Source organism: Methylobacterium sp. 142-1Y (assembly GCF_057747795.1).
On the sequence record NZ_CM173224.1, the window covers coordinates 2300002 to 2319540 of the forward strand.

Annotated in this window: 21 protein-coding genes; 16 read left to right on the forward strand and 5 right to left on the reverse strand. The window is 70.1% G+C overall.

Going from position 1 to position 19539, the window contains the following annotated elements; translation table 11 throughout:
• The first annotated feature begins 15 nt into the window (after positions 1 to 15).
• Entirely contained in the window at positions 16 to 2784 is a 2769-nt protein-coding gene (gene topA, locus AC3AOF_RS10545; protein WP_236992269.1) for a type I DNA topoisomerase, read from the forward strand.
• 202 nt (positions 2785 to 2986) lie between these two features.
• Here topA and ruvX read toward each other — a convergent pair whose 3' ends face one another.
• The gene (ruvX, locus tag AC3AOF_RS10550) at positions 2987 to 3481 is read right to left on the reverse strand and encodes a Holliday junction resolvase RuvX (protein WP_236992270.1); all 495 of its coding nucleotides are present in this window, start codon (positions 3479 to 3481) and stop codon (positions 2987 to 2989) included.
• 104 nt (positions 3482 to 3585) lie between these two features.
• Between ruvX and AC3AOF_RS10555 the strand changes: the two genes are divergently transcribed.
• The 13 genes from AC3AOF_RS10555 to AC3AOF_RS10615 all read left to right on the forward strand — a co-directional run bounded on the left by AC3AOF_RS10555 (position 3586) and on the right by AC3AOF_RS10615 (position 11837).
• A complete protein-coding gene (locus AC3AOF_RS10555) occupies positions 3586 to 4284 on the forward strand; it encodes a metal-dependent hydrolase (protein ID WP_488348492.1) in 699 nt (232 codons plus the stop codon).
• Between the two features lie 146 nt (positions 4285 to 4430).
• On the forward strand, positions 4431 to 4871 hold the full coding sequence (locus tag AC3AOF_RS10560) for a hypothetical protein (RefSeq protein WP_488348493.1): 441 nt from the start codon (positions 4431 to 4433) through the stop codon (positions 4869 to 4871).
• Positions 4872 to 4983: 112 nt separating this feature from the next.
• Positions 4984 to 5271: an Asp-tRNA(Asn)/Glu-tRNA(Gln) amidotransferase subunit GatC gene (gene gatC, locus AC3AOF_RS10565; protein WP_093568433.1), complete on the forward strand. Its 288-nt coding sequence runs from the start codon at positions 4984 to 4986 to the stop codon at positions 5269 to 5271.
• Positions 5272 to 5344: 73 nt separating this feature from the next.
• The gene (gene gatA, locus AC3AOF_RS10570) at positions 5345 to 6838 is read left to right on the forward strand and encodes an Asp-tRNA(Asn)/Glu-tRNA(Gln) amidotransferase subunit GatA (RefSeq protein ID WP_488348494.1); all 1494 of its coding nucleotides are present in this window, start codon (positions 5345 to 5347) and stop codon (positions 6836 to 6838) included.
• Between the two features lie 41 nt (positions 6839 to 6879).
• Positions 6880 to 7143: a hypothetical protein gene (locus AC3AOF_RS10575; protein WP_236992916.1), complete on the forward strand. Its 264-nt coding sequence runs from the start codon at positions 6880 to 6882 to the stop codon at positions 7141 to 7143.
• 87 nt (positions 7144 to 7230) lie between these two features.
• Positions 7231 to 8703: an Asp-tRNA(Asn)/Glu-tRNA(Gln) amidotransferase subunit GatB gene (gene gatB / locus AC3AOF_RS10580; RefSeq protein ID WP_236992274.1), complete on the forward strand. Its 1473-nt coding sequence runs from the start codon at positions 7231 to 7233 to the stop codon at positions 8701 to 8703.
• Between the two features lie 266 nt (positions 8704 to 8969).
• Positions 8970 to 10133 (forward strand): oxidoreductase, encoded by a 1164-nt coding sequence (locus AC3AOF_RS10585; protein ID WP_236992275.1) that lies wholly within the window; start codon positions 8970 to 8972, stop codon positions 10131 to 10133.
• A 68-nt stretch (positions 10134 to 10201) separates the two neighbouring features.
• Positions 10202 to 10429, forward strand: a complete 228-nt coding sequence (locus tag AC3AOF_RS10590; protein WP_488348495.1) for a hypothetical protein — start codon at positions 10202 to 10204, stop codon at positions 10427 to 10429.
• A gap of 67 nt (positions 10430 to 10496) precedes the next feature.
• A complete protein-coding gene (locus AC3AOF_RS10595; RefSeq protein ID WP_236992277.1) occupies positions 10497 to 10706 on the forward strand; it encodes a cold-shock protein in 210 nt (69 codons plus the stop codon).
• A gap of 89 nt (positions 10707 to 10795) precedes the next feature.
• Entirely contained in the window at positions 10796 to 11017 is a 222-nt protein-coding gene (locus AC3AOF_RS10600) for a hypothetical protein (protein WP_236992278.1), read from the forward strand.
• A gap of 3 nt (positions 11018 to 11020) precedes the next feature.
• On the forward strand, positions 11021 to 11404 hold the full coding sequence (locus AC3AOF_RS10605) for a DUF6481 family protein (RefSeq protein ID WP_488348496.1): 384 nt from the start codon (positions 11021 to 11023) through the stop codon (positions 11402 to 11404).
• 38 nt (positions 11405 to 11442) lie between these two features.
• Positions 11443 to 11640, forward strand: coding sequence for a hypothetical protein (locus tag AC3AOF_RS10610; RefSeq protein ID WP_236992280.1), 198 nt, complete (start codon positions 11443 to 11445; stop codon positions 11638 to 11640).
• A 20-nt stretch (positions 11641 to 11660) separates the two neighbouring features.
• Positions 11661 to 11837: a hypothetical protein gene (locus AC3AOF_RS10615; protein ID WP_488348497.1), complete on the forward strand. Its 177-nt coding sequence runs from the start codon at positions 11661 to 11663 to the stop codon at positions 11835 to 11837.
• A 282-nt stretch (positions 11838 to 12119) separates the two neighbouring features.
• On the opposite strand, the gene AC3AOF_RS10620 is transcribed toward AC3AOF_RS10615, so the two are convergent.
• Positions 12120 to 12554, reverse strand: a complete 435-nt coding sequence (locus AC3AOF_RS10620; protein WP_488348498.1) for a tellurite resistance TerB family protein — start codon at positions 12552 to 12554, stop codon at positions 12120 to 12122.
• Between the two features lie 242 nt (positions 12555 to 12796).
• Here AC3AOF_RS10620 and AC3AOF_RS10625 point away from each other — a divergent pair, with 242 nt between their 5' ends.
• Positions 12797 to 14053, forward strand: coding sequence for an alpha-hydroxy acid oxidase (locus tag AC3AOF_RS10625; RefSeq protein WP_488348499.1), 1257 nt, complete (start codon positions 12797 to 12799; stop codon positions 14051 to 14053).
• Between the two features lie 54 nt (positions 14054 to 14107).
• On the opposite strand, the gene AC3AOF_RS10630 is transcribed toward AC3AOF_RS10625, so the two are convergent.
• From AC3AOF_RS10630 to AC3AOF_RS10640, 3 genes are all read right to left on the reverse strand, one after another.
• A complete protein-coding gene (locus AC3AOF_RS10630; RefSeq protein ID WP_488348500.1) occupies positions 14108 to 15802 on the reverse strand; it encodes an AMP-binding protein in 1695 nt (564 codons plus the stop codon).
• An 88-nt stretch (positions 15803 to 15890) separates the two neighbouring features.
• Positions 15891 to 16616, reverse strand: a complete 726-nt coding sequence (locus AC3AOF_RS10635) for a hypothetical protein (RefSeq protein ID WP_488348501.1) — start codon at positions 16614 to 16616, stop codon at positions 15891 to 15893.
• Positions 16613 to 18124, reverse strand: coding sequence for a leucyl aminopeptidase (locus tag AC3AOF_RS10640; protein ID WP_488348502.1), 1512 nt, complete (start codon positions 18122 to 18124; stop codon positions 16613 to 16615). The genes AC3AOF_RS10635 and AC3AOF_RS10640 overlap by 4 nt, the downstream gene beginning before the upstream one ends.
• Positions 18125 to 18370: 246 nt before the next feature.
• Here AC3AOF_RS10640 and lptF point away from each other — a divergent pair, with 246 nt between their 5' ends.
• Positions 18371 to 19537 (forward strand): LPS export ABC transporter permease LptF, encoded by a 1167-nt coding sequence (lptF, locus tag AC3AOF_RS10645; RefSeq protein ID WP_236992285.1) that lies wholly within the window; start codon positions 18371 to 18373, stop codon positions 19535 to 19537.
• Positions 19538 to 19539: the final 2 nt, after the last annotated feature.

Genomic DNA, 19539 nt, shown 5'->3' on the forward strand with positions numbered 1-19539 from the left:
AGAGGCAACCCGTCCATGAAAGTCGTCGTCGTCGAGTCGCCCGCGAAAGCCAAGACAATCAATAAATACCTCGGCAGCGACTACGAGGTGCTGGCCTCGTTCGGGCATATCCGGGATCTTCCGGCGAAAGACGGCTCGGTCGATCCCGAGCAGGACTTCCATATGCTGTGGGAGCTGGAGGATCGCGGGGCCAAGCGCGTCGCCGAGATCGCGAAAGCCGTGAAGGGCGCCGACAAGCTGATCCTGGCGACCGACCCGGACCGCGAGGGCGAGGCGATCTCCTGGCACGTCCTGGAGGCGCTCCAGGCCAAGAAGGTGCTCAAGGACGTGCCCGTCGAGCGCGTCACCTTCAACGCCATCACCAAGGACGCGGTCGCGACCGCGATGGCCCAGCCGCGGGCGATCGACCAGGCGCTCGTCGATGCCTACCTGGCGCGCCGGGCGCTGGATTACCTCGTCGGCTTCAACCTCTCGCCGGTCCTGTGGCGCAAGCTCCCGGGCGCCCGCTCGGCGGGGCGCGTGCAGTCGGTGGCGCTCCGCCTCGTCTGCGACCGCGAGCGCGAGATCGAGACCTTCAAGCCGCGGGAATACTGGTCGATCGTCGCGACGCTCAAGACCGAGAGCGGCGCGGTGTTCGAGGCGCGGCTGGTGGGCGCCGACGGCAAGCGCATCCAGCGCCTCGACGTCGGCACGGCAGACGAGGCCGAGGCCTTCCGGCGCGACCTGGAGCTTGCCACCTTCACGGTCGCGTCGGTCGAGGCCAAGCCCGCCAAGCGCCATCCTCAGCCGCCCTTCACCACCTCGACCTTGCAGCAGGAGGCCTCGCGCAAGCTCGGCCTCGCGCCGGCCCAGACCATGCGGGTGGCGCAGCGCCTCTACGAGGGCACAGAGATCGGCGGCGAGACCGTCGGCCTCATCACCTACATGCGGACCGACGGCGTCGACATGGCGCCGGAGGCGGTGGCCCAGGCGCGCCAGGTGATCGGCGCGGAGTATGGCGACGCCTACGTGCCGGGGGCGCCCCGCAAGTACAGCGTCAAGGCCAAGAACGCTCAGGAAGCCCACGAGGCGGTGCGCCCGACCGATCTCGCCCGGCTGCCGAAGGACGTCGCCCGCTTCCTCGAGCCGGAACAGGCCAAGCTCTACGAGCTGATCTGGATCCGCACCGTGGCGAGCCAGATGGAATCGGCGGAGCTGGAGCGCACCACGGTCGAGATCGCCGCGAATGTCGGTCCGCGCCGCATCGAGCTGCGCGCCACCGGCCAGGTGGTGAAGTTCGACGGCTTCCTCACCCTCTACCAGGAGGGCAAGGACGACGAGGAGGACGAGGAATCGCGCCGCCTGCCGCCGATGAAGGCCGGCGACGGGCTTACCCGCGAGCGCATCGCCGCGACCCAGCACTTCACCGAGCCGCCGCCGCGCTATTCCGAGGCGAGCCTGGTCAAGCGGATGGAGGAGCTCGGCATCGGCCGGCCCTCGACCTACGCCGCTGTGCTCCAGGTCCTGCGCGACCGCGAATACGTCAAGATCGACAAGAAGCGCCTGGTGCCCGAGGACAAGGGCCGGATCGTCACCGGCTTCCTCGAGAGCTTCTTCCGCCGCTACGTCGAGTACGACTTCACCGCCGACCTGGAGAGCCAGCTCGACCGGGTCTCGAACGCCGAGATCGATTGGCGTGCGGTGCTGCGCGACTTCTGGCGCGACTTCTCCGCGGCGATCGCCGGCACCAAGGAACTGCGCACCACCGAGGTGCTGGAGGCGCTGAACGGGCTTCTGGCCGAGCACATCTTCCCGGCCAAGGCCGACGGCTCGAACCCGCGCGCCTGCCCGACCTGCGGCAGCGGCCAGCTCTCGCTCAAGCTCGGCAAGTTCGGCGCCTTCGTCGGCTGCTCGAACTATCCCGAGTGCAAGTACACCCGCCAGCTCAACGCCACCGGCCTCGACGGCGACGGCGAGGGGTCCGGCGAGGGCGGCCAGCCCGGCGTGCGGGTGCTCGGCGACGATCCCGAGACCGGCCTGCCGGTGACGCTGCGCGACGGCCGCTTCGGCCCGTTCCTGCAGCTCGGCGAGGCTTCCGCCGAGAAGGGGGCGGAGAAGCCGAAGCGCTCCTCCCTGCCCAAGGGTCTGTCGCCGTCGGCGGTCGACCTGGAAAAGGCGCTCAAGCTCCTGTCGCTGCCGCGCGAGGTGGCGCGTCACCCGGAGACCGGCGAGCCGATCCTGGCCAATATCGGCCGCTACGGTCCTTACGTGCAGCACGGCAAGACCTACGCCAATCTCGGCAAGGACGACGACGTGCTGGAGGTCGGCGCCAACCGCGCCATCGACCTGATCGTCCAGAAGGAGCAGGGCGGCGGGCGGCGCCCGGCACAGGATCCCGGCCGCGTGATCGGCACCGCGCCGGGCAGCGACACCCCGATCACCGTGAAGGCCGGCCGCTACGGCGCCTACGTCACCGACGGCGAGATCAACGCCACCCTGCCGAAAGGGGCGGACGCCGAGGCCGTGACCCTCGACGAGGCGTTGCGCCTGATCGCGGCGCGGCGCGAGGCCGGCGGCGGGACGAAGAAGAAGGCGGGCGCGCGCAAGGCGCCTGCCAAGGCGGCGACCAAGACCGCGAAGGCCAAGACCGCGAAGGCGGAGGCGGCCGACGGGACCGAGGGCGAGGCGGCGACGCCCAAGCCGGTGGCCCGGAAGGCGGCGGCCAAGGCACCCGCGACGAAGAGCACGACCGCCAAGAAGGCTCCGGCGAAGAAGTCGGCGGCGAAGAGCGCGGCCGGCGAGTAGAACGCGACGCGCGAACCCTCCCCCCTCTGCGGGGGAGGGTGGACCCTGCGTCAGCAGGGGCCGGGAGAGGGGCAGCGCGACGGTGATCCAGAGGGCGCCCGTCATCACGGTCGCGACCTCTCCGGAAGCGTCATCTCCTCTCCCGCCCCGCTCCGTGGGGCACCCTCCCCCCGCAGAGGGGGGAGGGTTGAAGTGGTGCGCCCTACTCCAGAAAATCCTCCTCCCCATCCTCGCGCAGCCCGTCGAGCACATCCAGGCAGCCCTGCAGGATGTAGGCCGCCGCGAGCTTGTCGACGAGTTCGCCGCGCCGGGCCCGGGACGCGTCGGCCTCCAGCAGGGTGCGGGTGACGGCGGCCGTGGACAGGCGCTCGTCCCAGAACAGCACCGGCAGGGGCAGGATCGGTTTCAGGTTGCGCACGAAGGCGCGGGTCGATTGCACCCGCGGGCCCTCGCTGCCGTCCATGTTGAGGGGCAGCCCGACCACCAGCCCGCCGACCGCGTGCTTCGTCGCGATCGCCGCCAAGGCCGCGGCATCGGGCGTGAACTTGACCCGCCGGATCGTCTCCAGCGGCGAGGCGATCCGGCGCTGCACGTCCGAGAGGGCGAGCCCGATGGTCTTGGTGCCGAGGTCGAGCCCGAGCAGGCGGGCGCCGCCGCGCGACCCGGCGGCAAAAGCCGCGATGGTCTCCCGGTTCACGGCCGGCCTCCGCGCGTTAGGTAGGCTGTGCCGGCCCCGCCCCGCCGCAGCGTCCGGGCGGTCGGCCGCCGATTCCGAAAAATCCTTCGCCCGGAGATCATCCGATGCGCATCACCTGGTTCGGCCATTCCACCTTCCGCCTCGATTTCGGGTCCGCTCACGTGTTGATCGATCCGTTCTTCAGCGGCAACCCGGCCTTCGAGGGCGACCGCCAGGCGGCGACCGCGGGCGCGACCCATATCCTCATCACCCACGGCCACGGCGACCATGTCGGCGACACGGTCGAGATCGCCGCCGAGACCGGCGCCAAGGTCGTCACCAACTACGACCTGTGCATGTGGCTGTCCTCGAAGGGCGTGACGAAAATAGAGCCGATGAATACCGGCGGCACGGTCGATGTCGGGGGGTTCCGGGTCAGCCTGGTGCGGGCCGACCACTCGGCCGGCATGAGCGAGGCCGGGGTGACGGTGCCGCTGGGACTGCCGAACGGCGTGATCGTGCGCGCCGAGGGCGAGCCGACGGTCTACCATATGGGCGACACCGACATCTTCGGCGACATGGCGCTGATCCAGGAGATCTACCGGCCCGACGTGCTGATGGTGCCGATCGGCGACCGCTTCACCATGGGAGCCGAGACCGCGGCGCTTGCGGTGAAGCGCTTCTTCAAGCCGAAGGCGGTGATTCCCTGCCATTACGGTTCGTTCCCGATCGTCGACCAGAGCGCCGAGCGCTTCGTGTCCGCGCTCGACGGCAGCGGCGTGCAGGTGATCGTGCCGCACAAGGGCACCGCCGTCACGGTGTAGGACGAGGCGCGGCCGCCCTCCCCCGGGGGCGGCCGGCGCGGTCGAACGGCCGGCACCGTTAAGGTTAACGAAAGGTTGACGTGGCGGGGTGGCTCTGGCGGGATTAACGAAACGTTAACCTGTCGTGTCCCCGCATCGAGGTCGCCGTGGCTGCCGTCATCCTTCCCTTCTCGTCCGGCGCCGGCCGGCAGGATCGCTCCCCCGCGACGGAGCTTGCCCCGCCGATGCAGGGCCGGATGACCCTCGACCTCGACGGGGGTTTGAGCCCGCTGCGGGGCAAGCTGCCCGCCGCCGGCGGGAGCTTCGCCCCGGCCGTCTCCCGCCGGGTGCCGGCCGACGCGATCCTGGCCATCGGCCGCCGGATCTGCCGGGCCGCTTCGCTCCCCGCCGAGCCGGCGCCGCAGGACGGCGCCCCCCGGCGGATGCCGCGCAAGCACAAGCTGATGCTGCTGACCGCGGCGGCCGTGCTCTATACGGGCGGCATGGAGGCGCGCCGGAACTTCAAGCCGCGCGCGGTGATGATCGAGGCGCCGGCGAGCCGGGCCCACGCCATCGCGGCGCTCCCGCTCCAGCGGCCGGCGGCCTGACCCACCCCGCCCGTTGCGGCAGCGCGAAAGCCGGTGTTATAGCGCCTCGCGGCCGTGAACCGGCCGCCGGGCTCGTCGAGCCTGGTTCCTCGCTTGTCCGAACGGAGTGCCCATGTCGGTCGACGCCAAGACGGTCCGGCGCATCGCGCATCTGGCGCGGATCGCGGTCACCGACGACGAGGTGGCGCCGCTCCAGGACGAACTCAACGCCATCCTGTCCTTCGTCGAGCAGCTCGACGCGGTCGACGTGTCGGGTGTCGAGCCGATGACCTCGGTGACCCCGATGGCGATGAAGAGCCGCGAGGACGTGATCACCGATGGCGGCCACGCCCGCGAGATCGTGTTCAACGCGCCGCTGACCGAGGACAACTACTTCGTGGTGCCGAAGGTCGTCGAGTAATCTCGTTCGAGACCGCCGAGACCGCCGACAGCGCACCCAAGACGGCCAATGGCCGCGACAGGACGAGACGATCGTGAGCACCAAGCCGGCAGAGCTGACCGACCTCACCCTGGCGCAGGCCCGCGACGGGCTGCGGGCCAAGGATTTCTCCGCCCGGGAGCTGACGCAGGCCCATCTCTCGGCGATCGAGAAGGCGCGCGTGCTGAACGCCTACCTGCTCGAGACGCCCGACCGGGCGCTCGCCATGGCCGAGGTCGCCGACCAGAAGCTCGCCGCCGGCGAGGCCCGGCCGCTCGAGGGCCTGCCGCTCGGCATCAAGGACCTGTTCTGCACCCACGGGGTCACCACCACGGCGGGCTCGAAGATCCTCGAGGGCTTCCAGCCGCATTACGAATCCACCGTCACCCACAATCTGTGGCGTGACGGCGCGGTGATGCTCGGCAAGCTCAACCTCGACGAGTTCGCCATGGGCTCGTCGAACGAGACCAGCGCCTACGGCCCGGTGATCTCGCCCTGGCGCAGGCCCGGCGACGAGACCAGGCTGGTGCCCGGCGGCTCGTCGGGCGGCTCGGCCGCCGCGGTCGCGGCCCGCCTGTGCCTCGGCGCCACCGCCACCGATACCGGCGGCTCGATCCGCCAGCCGGCGGCCTTCACCGGCACGGTCGGGATCAAGCCCACTTACGGCCGCTGCTCGCGCTGGGGCACGGTCGCCTTCGCGTCGTCCCTCGACCAGGCCGGGCCGATCGCCCGCACGGTGCGCGACACCGCGATCCTGCTGACCTCGATGTCCGGCCACGACGACAAGGACACCACGTCCGTCAACCTGCCGGTGCCGGACTTCGAGGCGGCGGTGAACCGCGGCGTCAAGGGCCTGACCATCGGCATCCCGAAGGAGTACCGGGTCGACGGCATGCCGGCCGAGATCGAGCGGCTGTGGCAGCAGGGCGCCGACTGGCTGCGCGAGGCCGGCGCCAAGGTGGTCGAGGTCTCGCTGCCGCACACGAAGTACGCGCTGCCGGCCTACTACATCGTGGCGCCGGCCGAGGCGTCCTCGAACCTCGCCCGCTACGACGGCGTCCGCTACGGCCTGCGCGTTCCGGCGCGCGACATCGTCGGGATGTACGAGGGCACCCGCGCCGCCGGCTTCGGCCGCGAGGTCAAGCGCCGGATCATGATCGGCACCTACGTGCTCTCGGCCGGCTATTACGACGCCTATTACGTCCGGGCGCAGCAGATCCGCACGCTGATCAAGCGCGACTTCGAGCAGGTCTACGCCTCGGGCGTCGACGCGATCCTCACCCCCACCACCCCGTCGGCCGCCTTCGGCTTCGGCGAGAAGGCCAAGGCCGACCCGGTCGAGATGTACCTCCTCGACGTGTTCACCGTGACGGTGAACATGGCCGGTCTCCCGGGTCTCGCGGTGCCGGCGGGCCTCGACGCGCAGGGGCTGCCGCTCGGCCTCCAGCTGATCGGCCGGCCCTTCGACGAGGAGACGCTGTTTGCCGCCGGCCAGGTGATCGAGGAGGCGGCGGGCCGCATCGCCCTGCCGCAGGCGTGGTGGGCGTGAACCACCCCACCGTCCCGTATTACCCGCCCGAAGTCTGGATCATGGCGGCGTTCGATCCCGTCCTGATCGGGCTCGCGCTGTTTCTCGGCTGGAAGGCGGACCAGTTCGGCAAGGTGGTGCTCGTCGCCATCATGGCGCTCGTCGCCTCTGTGCTGGTGTCGTGGGTCCTGACCGGGATCGGCGTGCCGTGGCCGGCGCCGATCGGGCGGGAATTGCCCACCTTCTTTCCGGTGCGGACGGGTGCGGCGCTGATCTACGCGATCGTCGGCTACTCCGCCCGCCGGGTGATCGCGCCGCGCGCTTGACGGCTTCGCGCCGCCCTTCCTACTAGGCGCAATCGCTCCCCTCGCCCCACGGGAGAGGGGGGAAATCGCTTGAGAGACCTGACCCTCATGAACGCTCCCGTGAACCCCAAGAAGCTGATCAAGGGCGCGCTGGGCGACTGGGAGGTGGTGATCGGCATGGAGATCCATGCCCAGGTCACCAGCCGCTCGAAGCTGTTTTCCGGCGCGCCGACCGCCTTCGGGGCCGAGCCGAACGACAACGTCTCGCTGGTCGACGCCGCGATGCCCGGCATGCTGCCGGTGATCAACCGCGAATGCGTCGCGCAGGCCGTGCGCACCGGCCTCGGCCTCAAGGCGCAGATCAACCATCGCTCGGTGTTCGACCGGAAGAACTACTTCTACCCGGACCTGCCCCAGGGCTACCAGATCAGCCAGTACAAGAGCCCGATCGTCGGCGAGGGCGAGGTGCTGGTCGATCTCCCCGACGGCGAGAGCATCACGGTCGGGATCGAGCGCCTGCACCTCGAGCAGGATGCCGGCAAGTCGCTGCACGACCAGTCCCCGACGATGAGCTTCGTCGACCTCAACCGGTCGGGCGTGGCGCTGATGGAGATCGTCTCGAAGCCGGACCTGCGCTCCTCGGAGGAGGCCAAGGCCTACGTGACGAAGCTGCGCACCATCCTGCGCTACCTCGGCACCTGCGACGGCGACATGGAGAAGGGCTCCTTACGCGCCGACGTGAACGTGTCGGTGCGCAAGGTCGGCGACCCCTTCGGCACCCGCTGCGAGATCAAGAACGTCAACTCGATCCGCTTCATCGGCCAGGCGATCGAGGTCGAGGCGCGGCGCCAGATCGCCATCATCGAGGATGGCGGCACGATCGATCAGGAGACCCGCCTGTTCGACCCGACCAAGGGCGAGACACGCTCGATGCGCTCGAAGGAAGAGGCGCACGATTACCGCTACTTCCCCGATCCGGACCTGCTGCCGCTCGAATTCGACCAGGCCTTCGTCGATCGCCTGGCCGCCGGCCTGCCGGAACTGCCCGACGCCAAGAAGGCCCGCTTCATCGAGGCTTACGGCCTGTCGCCCTATGACGCGACGGTGCTGGTGGCCGAGCGCGCCTCCGCCGACTATTTCGAGGCGGTGGCCAAGGGCCGCGACGGCAAGATCGCGGCGAACTGGGTCATCAACGAGCTGTTCGGCCGCCTGAACAAGGAGGGCAAGAGCATCGAGGACAGCCCGGTCTCGGCGGCTCAGCTCGGCGCGATCGTCGATCTGATCGGCGACAACACCATCTCGGGCAAGATCGCCAAGGACGTGTTCGAGATCGTCTGGAGCGAAGGCGGCGAGCCGCGCCAGATCGTCGAGAGCCGGGGCTTGCGCCAGGTCACCGATACCGGGGCGATCGAGGCGGCGATCGACCAGATCATCGCGGCCAACCCCGACAAGGTCGAGCAGGCCAAGGCCAAGCCCACCCTGCTCGGCTGGTTCGTCGGCCAGACCATGAAGGCGACCGGCGGCAAGGCCAACCCGGCGGCGGTGAACGCGCTGCTCAAGGCGAAGCTCGGCATCGAGTAGCCAAACCTCGACGGCGCCGCCGCTGAACCCTCCCCCCTCTGCGGGCGAGGGTGGCGAACGAAGTGAGCCGGGAGAGGGGACGCCGCTTCCGGAGAGGTCGCGCCCGTGATGACGGACGACCCACCCGGTAACGTCGCGCCTCATTCGGCGGCGACGGCCGCGCGACAAACTGGCATGGGCGCTCTCGCGCCCTTGCCGGCTCATGCCGCGGCTCCCTACCCTCGCGGGTGGCCTCCCGGCGGGGCGGCCCGCCCCCGCGAGGCCGCATGCCTGACCTGTTCAGCCCCTTCACCCTGAAGGACGTCACGCTCCGCAACCGGATCGCGATGTCGCCGATGACCATGCATCGCTCGGTCGACGGGGCGATGGGCGACTACCACGTGATGCTCTACGGCTCGCGGGCGGCGGGCGGGTTCGGGCTCGTCTTCCCAGAACAGATCGCCATCACCCCGGAGGGGCGCACCACCAGCGCCTGCGCGGGCATCTGGGACGACCGTCACGTCGAGGGGCTCGCTCGGGTCACCCGCATCATCCGGGAGATGGGCGGGGTGCCGGCGATCCAGCTCGGCCATACCGGGCGCAAGGGCAGCGAGCAGAAACCCTGGGAGGGCAAGCTCCAGCTCCCGCCGGACCATCCCGACGGCTGGCAGCTCAAGGCCCCCTCCCCGATCTCCTATGGCGGCCGCTACACCTACCCGGTCGAGGAACTGACGGTCGAGGAGATCGCCGGCATCCACCGAGCCTACGCGGACGCGGCGCGCCGGGCGCTCGACGCCGGGTTCGAGTGGCTGGAGATGCATTTCGCCCACGGCTATCTCGGCGCCAGCTTCTTCTCTCCGCTCGCCAACCAGCGCACCGACCGCTACGGCGGGAGCCTCGACAACCGCTTGCGGTTCCACCTCGAAGCCCTCGACGCCGTGCGGGCGGTATGGCCCGAGCGCCTGCCCCTGACCATGCGGCTCGGCTCCGACGACCTCCACCCCGACGGCGTACAGTTCGACGAGGCTGTGGTGGCGGTCGCCAAGATGAAGGAGCACGGCCTCGACCTCGCCGACCTGTCGATCGGCTTCAATACCGACGCGATGACCGATCCGCCCTTCGCCCGGATGTCGTTCATGGTCGAGCGCGGCACGCGGGTGCGGCGCGAGGTCGGGATCCCGGTGGGCGTCAGCTGGAATCTCGGCCTGCCGGCTTTGGCCGACCGGGTGATCCGCGACGAGTTGATCGACCTCGTCTTCCTCGGCCGGCCCGCCCTGTCGAACCCGCACTGGCCGGTCTGGGCGGCGCGGGAACTCGCGCATCCCGACCCGTTCTCCCTGGTGCCGGAGGATTGGGGCTGGTGGCTGCGCAACTTCCGCGCCCATGAAGCCTGCATCGGCTGGCCTGCATCGGCTGGCCCGGCCCCGGGAGAGCGCCCCGACGCCGCCTGACGGGTTTCGGACCGGAACGCGCAGCGGCGGATCAGGGTCGCGCCCACCCCCGGGCGAGGTTTGGATTCGTGAGCCTCGGCAGCGCCTTGACGTCTCGATTTACGGTGATGACAGGTGGTTTTTCGAGAGCTTTTTCAATCGTTCCGGCGATTTCCATAAATATTTTCGCGGTCGCCTTGCGCTCTGGCAAATTCTCGTTTAGAGATGATAAATCGATTGTTGGCCTGATTACCGAGCCTCTCCGCCGCGTTTCCGCTGGCGCACGCTCTGCCACTCGCTCCAAATCCGTCGATTGATTCGAGCCTTGGCGCCGCTGACAGCGTGCCGAGCTCCATCCTACGCTTGCAGATCATGGATACGACAATGACTATCGGCACCGTGAAGTGGTTCAACGTCCAGAAGGGTTTCGGCTTCATCCAACCGGATGACGGCGGCAAGGACGTGTTCGTGCACATCTCCGCCGTCGAGCGGTCGGGCATGCAGACCCTCAACGAGGGCCAGAAGATCTCCTACGAGATGGAGACCGACCGGCGCAGCGGCAAGCAATCCGCCGGCAACCTGCGCGCCGCGTAACGGCTCGACGATCCGGGATGCGGAGGATTTCGTCCGCATCCCTCGCCCTGCGCCGCGGCGCGGGCCCGACCTCCAACGGATACTCTTGAGTGAATTTTACCTTCAGTTCGCAGTCCACGTCCCCGACCCCGGCGATCGAGCCCCCCACTTTCCAGGTGCGGCAGATCTGGCAGCAGGTCGATCATGAGAGCCGCGAGGTCAGCCACCTGATCGACCGCACCTACCGGTATCACTCGGTCCGGGAGCTGCATTGGCACCTCGCCGACCGGTTCTCCCGCCCGATCCACTCCCTCGCCCTGCACAGGGTTTGAGCGATGGGCAAGTTCAAGGAAGCGCCGCTCGGCGACCGGCTGGGTTCGGCCGATGCCGCCCGCCGGGCCACGCTCGCCCGGTTCCAGGCGCGGGCCACCGACACCGACCCGACCCTCGCGGCACGCCGCGCCGCACGGCAGGCGATCACCGCAGCGCGGACCATCCGTCTCGCCGAGCGCGAGACCGAACGGGCTGCGCAGGAGGCCGGGCGGCTCGCGCGGGAAGCCGAGGCGGAGGCTGAAGCCGCCCGTCTGCGTGAGATCGCCGCCGCCGAGGAGACGGAGCGCGCCGCCGAGGCAGAGCGGAATGCCGAGACGCTGCAAGCCGAGCAGAAAGCCGCGCGCGACGCCCGCTACGCCGCCCGCAAGGCACGCAAGCGGGGCTGAACGCCCCGCCGACACTGATTGTCGAAAGGATCTGCGCGATGACCTACAAGTTCAAGCTGAACCAGCGCGTGCGGATGGTGCGGTCCGGATCGTCCGACGCCCAGGCCAGCGACATGGATTCCTTCGAGGTCGTCCGCCTGATGCCGGAGGATCGCAGCGGCGAAGCCGCCTATCGCATCCGGTCGCGGATGGGCGAACGCGCGGTCCGGGAGAGCGAGATCGTCGCCCTCCCGTAATGCCCGGATGTTCGACCACGATGCCGGGCGCCCGGTCGCGATGGATCACTGTGGTCTCCTCGGCCATCGCCGAGGCCGAGAAGCCGGCCAGGATGATCGCAGTCGCGCTGGCAGTAAAGACTGTCTGCATTGATGTTATTCTCAGTTCATCTGGGGATAACAACGTCGGTGCGGAAGATGAGTTTCAGCTTTTCTGACTAGTCTGGCCCATCGGATAGCCTGATAGGATTATCATCTTCGCCGGGCAGCGCGGCGGGTATCGATGCGTCCATGCATGGCGTGGAGATAGATTGCGGGCGCCGCGGAAGACCGCCTCGTCGCTCTGCAGATCGCCTGCAACGATCTGGAAATAGTGCCAGCTCATCCGGAACAATGCGCCGTGACCCGAGGCCGGCTCCCCGAACCGGACCAGCGCCACGCCGGCCGCCTGGGCGGCGGTGGATCACATCATTTGCGTGAACCTGTCCGCAGGCCGGTGATCAGGAGAGTAACGCGTCCCAGTCGAGCCCGAGCGCCGAGGCCACCTCGGTCAGGGCCCGGTGCTCGGAGGGGCTGATGCCCTCGAAATCCGCGACGTCGGCGGCGATCAGGAAGACGCTCTGGCGCTGCTCCGCCGGGCGCTCGGCCAGGGCTTCGATGAAGTGCATGTTCTGCATCCGCCCGGCGCGGGTACGGGCGCGGCCGATCGCGTCGTAGAGCTCTTCCTCCAGCATCAGGCTGTCATAGCCCTTCTCGAGGATCGGATCGGCGAGCATGCCCTTCAGCGCCGCCTCGAACTCCGCTCCGGCGACCTCGCCATCGGCCACGATCACGTTGGCACAGGCCGACACCGCGGCCTTCATCAGCGGAGCGTCACCCGCATAGGCGGTCACCGTCTGCTTGAACCGGCCGAAGGCCGCCTGGACGAGGCTCATGGGACTCCCTTACGCGCATGCACGATGCCCTCCTTAGCAAGCGCGGCGGTAAGAGAAAATCGGCAGGCTGCCGCAGCGCAGCATGTCGGCGTCGTCAGGGTTCCGGCCGCAGTTCCTAGCGGATTTGGGCATGCGCCGGGCGCGCGAACAGCCCGGCACCTCCGGTCACGTTGCCAACCGGTTGCAGGCCGCCGCGCGCCGATGCTAACCCGTCGTTCAAGAACAGGACGGGGGAGGCAAGCGTGGATGCAGACGAGCGCCACACGGGGCGAGCCCTCGCCCCACGGCCCTCCTCCGCCCTGGCGAAGCCGCCGGCCCCGGCGATCCCCGCCGCCCCGACCCGCCTGACCGCCCGGCTGCAGCGCGCTTACACGATCGCCGACCTGCGCGCCCAGGCGGCCCGGCGGCTGCCGAAGGCGGTGTTCGACTTCATCGACGGCGGCGCCGAGGACGAGCGCACCTTGCGCGACAACGTCGAGGCCTTCGACGGCTGGATGCTGATGCCGCGGGTCGGCGTCGATGTCGGCACCCGCGACCTGTCCCGGTCGATCCTCGGATATCGCGCGTCCCTGCCGATCATGATGGCGCCGACCGGGCTCGCCGGTTTCTTCTGGCCCGACGGCGAGGTGGCGGGCGCGCGGGCGGCGGCGCGCGCCGGCATCCCCTACTGCCTGTCGACCAATTCCGTCGCCTCGATCGAGCAGGTGGCGGAGGGCGCGCCCGAGGGCGAGCGCTGGTTCCAGCTCTACTTCCTGCGCGACCGGGACTGGATGCAGGCGCTCCTGCGCCGCGCCGCCGCGTCGCGCTACCGGGTGCTCTGCCTCACCGTCGACCTCGCGGTGCAGGGCCGGCGCGAGCGCGACCTGCGCAACGCCTTCACCATGCCGCTCAAGCCCCGCCTCTCCACCGCCCTCGACCTCGCCCGACGGCCGGCCTGGCTCGCCGGTGCCGCCCGGTCGCGGCTCGGCTTCGGCAACTTCCAGATGGTAGGGACCGGCTTCACCAGCGTGGCGCAGCACGTCGCCTCGCTGTTCGACCCCTCGGCCAGTTGGGACGACATCGCGCGCATCCGCGACCTTTGGCGCGGCCCGATGGCGCTGAAGGGCCTGCTGCATCCGGGCGACGCCGAGACGGCGGTGGCGCTCGGCATCGAGGCGGTGATCGTCTCCAACCATGGCGGCCGCCAGCTCGACGACGTGCCGGCGGCGATCACCGCCCTGCCGGACGTGGCCGAGGCGGTGGCGGGCCGAGCCGAGATCATCCTCGACGGCGGCGTGCGCCGCGGCACCGACGTGATCAAGGCACTGGCGCTCGGCGCCACCGCCTGCAGCCTGGGGCGACCGTTCCTGTGGGGCCTCTCGGCCGGCGGGACCGCGGGCGTCTCCCGGGCGATCGAGATTTTCGGGAGTGAACTCGACAACGCGATGACGTTGCTGGGAACCCCGACGCTCGACGCCATCACACGGGACCATGTGCGGATGCGGCGGGGCGGGTGGTGAGGGCCAGCCCCGATCAACGGCCGGCCGTTCCGACATCGTCCGCCGGGCCGCGGCTCACCCCACCGCCTCCCCGTCCCGCAAGGCCCGCCGCAGCACCTTGCCGACATTAGTCTTCGGCAGGCTGTCGCGGAAGACGATGCGGCGCGGCACCTTGTAGGCCGTGAGGCCTTCCCGGGCATAGGCGCGCAGGGCGTCCGCCGTCAGGTCGGGGTCGCGCCGGACCACGTGGGCGACGACGCTCTCGCCGGTCTCCGCCGCGGGCTCGCCCACCACCGCCACTTCGAGCACGCCCGGATGGGCGGCGAGCACGTCCTCGACCTCGTTCGGATAGACGTTGAAGCCGGAGACCAGGATCATGTCCTTCATCCGGTCGACGATGCGGACCTGGCCGTCGGGCTCGATCACCGCGATGTCGCCGGTGCGGAAGAAGCCGTCCGGGGTCATCGCCCGGGCGGTCTCGTCGGGCCGGCCCCAGTAGCCGGCCATCACCTGCGGGCCGCGGACGCAGAGCTCGCCGGGCTGGCCCATCGGCAGGGTCGTGCCGGCGTCGTTGCGGATGCAGACCTCGGTCGAGGAGACCGGGTAGCCGATGGTGCCCGACCAGTCGTGCAGGTCCGGCGGGTTGATCGAGACCACCGGCGAGGTCTCCGACAGGCCGTAGCCCTCGATCACCGTCTTGCCGGTCGCCGCCTTCCAGCGCTTTGCGACGGGTCCCTGCATCGCCATCCCGCCGGCGATGGAATATTCGAGCCGCGACCAGTCGACCTTGGCAAGATCGGGATGGTTGAGGAGCGCGTTGAACAGGGTGTTGACGCCCGACAGGTTGGTGAACCGGCTCTTGCGCAGCAACGTCACGAAGCCGCCGATGTCGCGCGGGTTCGGCACCAGCAGGCAGCAGGCCCCGAGCCGCATCATGAAGAAGAAGCAGCAGGTCAGCGCGAAGATGTGGTAGAGCGGCAGGGCCGTGACCATCACCCGGCCCGGCCCCTCGTCGTCGCGCATGCGGAACCACACCCGGCTCTGCTCGACATTGGCGGCGACGTTGCGATGGGTCAGCATCGCCCCCTTCGACACGCCGGTGGTGCCACCGGTATATTGCAGGAAGGCGAGGTCGTCGGGACCGACCGCGACCGGCCGGAACGTCGCCTTGCGCCCCGCGGCGAGGGCCGCCTTGAAGTGCGTGCGGCGTGCGGCCGGCAGGCTGAAGGCCGGCACCGCCTTCTTCAGGTGGCGCGCCGCGAGCGTGATCAGCGAGCCCTTGAGCCCGAGCCCGTCGCCGGCGCCGGCCACCACCACCCGTTCGAGACCGGGCAGGTCGGGCAGCGCCTCGGCGACGGTGTGGCAAAAGTTCTCCAGCACGAAGAGCGCCCGGGCGCCGGCATCGCGCAGCTGGTGGGTGAGTTCGCGGGGGGTGTAGAGCGGGTTGACGTTGACCACCGTGGCGCCGGCGAGCAGCACCCCGACGAGCGCGATGGGAAAGGCCGGCACGTTCGGCATCATGATGGCGACCCGGTCGCCCTTGCCGATGCCGTGCGCCTGGAGCCAGGCCGCCACCGCCCCGCCCTCGCGCCGCAGGGCCGCATAGGTCAGCGAGGCCCCGAAACAGGTGATCGCCGGCCGGTCGGCGAAGCGTTGCGCACACGATTCGATCAGCTCGACCAGCGTGCCGAGGCCGTTCACGTCGATCTCCGCCGGGACGCCGGCCGGGTAGGCGGCGAGCCAGGGCCGCGGCGGGGTTTTCGGTTCCATCGCGCTCGACCCCTTGCCCATGAACTCCTGCCCTCCCGGTGCCGGATGCCTCCTTGGATGCCACGCGGGGCTCCGGCTTACCTCCGGGTTAGCGCCTAGCCGAGGCCGTTTCAACCGACCCGCGAGGACCGGCGAGGCCGAGGATCGCATGGGGCAGGAACGCCGCGAGCACGATTCCCAGGGACACCATCGCTTGCGTACCGGCGAGCGGACGGCGTGGAAAACCCGAGAGGCCGAGATCCCGTGCCGCCGCCAGGAGGCCGAGGGCCCAGGCGAGCGCGACGAAGCGCAGAAGCCCCCGGACGAGGGCCCGGCGCCAGGTGCCGCGACGCGGCAGGCCGCGGGCGATCAGGGCGGCAAAGCCCAAGGCTCCGCCGAACACGGACGCCGCCACAACCGCGCCGAGCCCCTGCGCCAGGGCCATCGGCTGGCCGGACAGGAAGGCGACGCCTCCGACCGAGAAGCCGGCCCGCAGCACCAGCCCACCATAGGTCGGGTGCAGCGACAGGGCGACGACGAGGGCGAATCCGAAAACCGCCCCGAGCCAGCCCCGCCAGCCCGGCGCGGAGAGCGGCAGCAGGGCCGCCCGCACGACGCCGTACACGATGGCCGCGAAGAACAGCGGGTAGCGGTCGGCGAAGAAGCCGTAGACCCACGCGTCGAGGCCGGCCGAAGCCAGGCTGCCCTGCGTCGCGCCGGTCGCGGCGGCGAGCGCCACCGCGGCGAGGGCCGCCCCGAGCGGGATCAGGGCGGCGAGGTGCCCCGTCCGGGAGGATGTCCGGGCCCCCGGACGGTCTCCGGCCGCGGCGCTCACGCCTCGTAGTGGTCGCGCACGAGTCGGTCGAGGAGGCGCACGCCCCAGCCCGAGCCCCAGGAGCGGTTGGTCTCGGTGGCCGGCGAGCCCATCCCGACGCCGGCGATGTCGAGGTGGATCCACGGCACGTCGTTGACGTAGCGCTTGAGGAACTGGGCCGCCGTGGCCGAGCCGCCGTGCCGGCCGCCGGTGTTCTTCATGTCGGCGAATTTCGACTCGATCAGCTTGTCGAAGCCCGGCGCCAGCGGCATCCGCCAGACCTTCTCGCCGGTGGCCTCGCCCGCCGCCGAGAGGCGCTGCGCCAGTTCGTCGTTGTTCGAGAACATGCCGGCGAATTCCTGGCCGAGCGCCACCAGGATCGCGCCCGTCAGGGTCGCGAGATCGATCATGAACCGGGGCTTGTAGGTCTGCTGGACGTGCCAGAGCACGTCGGCGAGCACCAGGCGGCCTTCCGCGTCGGTGTTGATGATCTCGATCGTCTGGCCCGACATCGAGGTGACGATGTCGCCGGGGCGCTGGGCCTTGCCGTCGGGCATGTTCTCGACGAGACCGATGGCGCCGAGCGCGTTGACCTTGGCCTTGCGGCTGGCGAGCGCGTGCATCAGGCCGACGACGCAAGCCGCGCCCGCCATGTCGCCCTTCATGTCCTCCATGCCGCCGCTCCCCTTGATGGAGACGCCGCCGGAATCGAAGGTCACGCCCTTGCCGATGAAGGCCACCGGCGCCTCGGAGGCGTCCTCGCCGCCGTTCCAGCGCATGATGACGACCCGGGCCTCCTTGGCCGAGCCCTGCGCGACGGCGAGGAGAGCCCGCATGCCGAGCTTCTTCATGTCCTTCTCGTCGAGGATCTCGATCTCGACGCCGAGCTTCTCCAGGGCGGAGGCCCGCCGGGCGAACTCCTCCGGGTCGAGGACGTTCGGCGGCTCGTTGACGAGTTCGCGGGCGAGGATCACGCCCTCGGCCAGCCCCTCGGCGCCGCGCATGGCCTTCTTCAGCCCGGCATTCTCCGGCACCAGCAGGGTCAGGCGACCGTTGCCGCCCGTCTCCTCGCCGTCGGGCGACTTCTTGCTCTTGTAGCGGTCGAACTTGTAGGCGCGTAGCCGCGCCCCCGTCGAGAAGGCCGCGACCTCGTCGGTGCCGGGCGCGGTGCCGGGCCATTCGAGCACCAGGGTGGCCGAGCGGCTGCCGAGCTTGCCGGCGGTGTAGCCGCCCAGGCTCGCCCAGTCGCGCGCGGCCGCCTCGTCGGAGCCGGTGCCGATCACCACCAGCCGCTCGACCGACAGGCCGGCCGGGGCGGTAAGCACCATCGCGCTCGACGCCTTGCCCTTGAACCGCTCGACGCCGGCCGCCCGTGCCACCAGCTCGGCCGCGCCGGGCCCGGCGATCTCGGCCGCCCGCGGCGACAGCGCGAGGTCCTCGCCCACGAACAGCACGAGGTCGCCGCCGGGCTTGAGCGGCGCCCCGGACGCGGCGAGGGATTCGATCTCGATGCTGATGCCGTCCGCCATGGCGCTGCTTTCGTCCCGTTCTTTTCGGTTTCGCGCGCGTCCCTTACGGCGCCGCGTCGGACCTGTGTAGCGGCCGGACGCCCGCGAGCGCAACGCGGCCGGGTGTGGCGAGAGGGGCGCGCCCGCCCGCAAAAGGCCGCACTTGCCGTGCTTCTTGCCGCGCTTGAGGGCACCCGGTGCTTGTGCGGCCGGCGGGGGGCGCCTAACCATCATCCACGCGGAAGGGGGCCCGACCGCAGCCGGCCGATGAAGCAGATCGAGCGATACATCTTCCGCATCGCCCTCGGGGCCTTCCTGTCGTGCCTGATCGGCCTCACCGGCGTGATCTGGGTGACGCAGGCCCTGCGCGAGCTGGACCTCATCACGGCCAAGGGCCAGACCCTGCTGATCTTCTTCCTGATCACCGGGCTGTCGCTGCCGACCCTGATCACCGTGATCGCGCCGGTCGCGCTGTTCATCGCGGTGGTCTACGCGCTGAACAAGCTCAACGGCGATTCCGAGCTGATCGTGATGAGCGCGGCCGGCATGTCGCCGCGCCACCTGATGCGGCCGTTCCTGACGCTGGCGCTGATCGTCAGCGCGGCGATCGGCTTCCTCACCATCCAGGTGATGCCGTCGAGCTTCCAGGAACTGCGCGACGTGCTGACCCGGGTGCGGGGCGACTTCATCGCCAACGTGGTCAAGGAAGGACAGTTCACCAGCCTCGACAGCGGCATCACCTTCCATTTCCGCGAGCGGGCGCCGAACGGGGCCTTGCTCGGCATCTTCATGCAGGATCGGCGCGAAGCCGGGAAGACCGTGGTCTACCTCGCCGAGCGCGGCCAGGCGGTCGATCTCGACGGCCAGACCTACCTGGTGCTCGAGAAGGGCAGCATCCACCGCCAGCAGCCGGGCAGCCGCGATTCCTCGATCATCACCTTCCAGCGCTACGCCGTCGATCTGGCGGCGTTCACGCCGCCCGATGCCGACACGATCTACAAGCCGCGCGAGCGCTCGACCGTGCAGCTGATGTTCCCGGACTCGAACGAGACCTACTACAAGCTGACCAAGGGCCGGTTCCGGGCCGAACTGCACGACCGGCTCTCGTCCTGGCTCTATCCCCTGGCGCTCGGGCTGATCGCCTTCGCGGCGCTCGGCGATCCCCGCACCACCCGCCAGGGCCGCGGGCTCGCCGTGGCGGGCGCCATCGCCGCCGTGGTGGGGTTGCGGATCGCGGGCTTTGCCGCCTCGAGCGCGGCGGTGCGCAGTCAAGGAGCGGTGATCGCGGTCTATGCCGTGCCGCTCGTCGCGATCGCCCTGTCCCTCCTCGTCGCCACTCAGGGCAACCGGGTGCGGGCCTTCAATGCCGGGATCGCCGCGCGACTGCGCCGGCTCTCGGGGGCGGTCCCGGTCCTGCGGACCCGGACGAGCTGAAC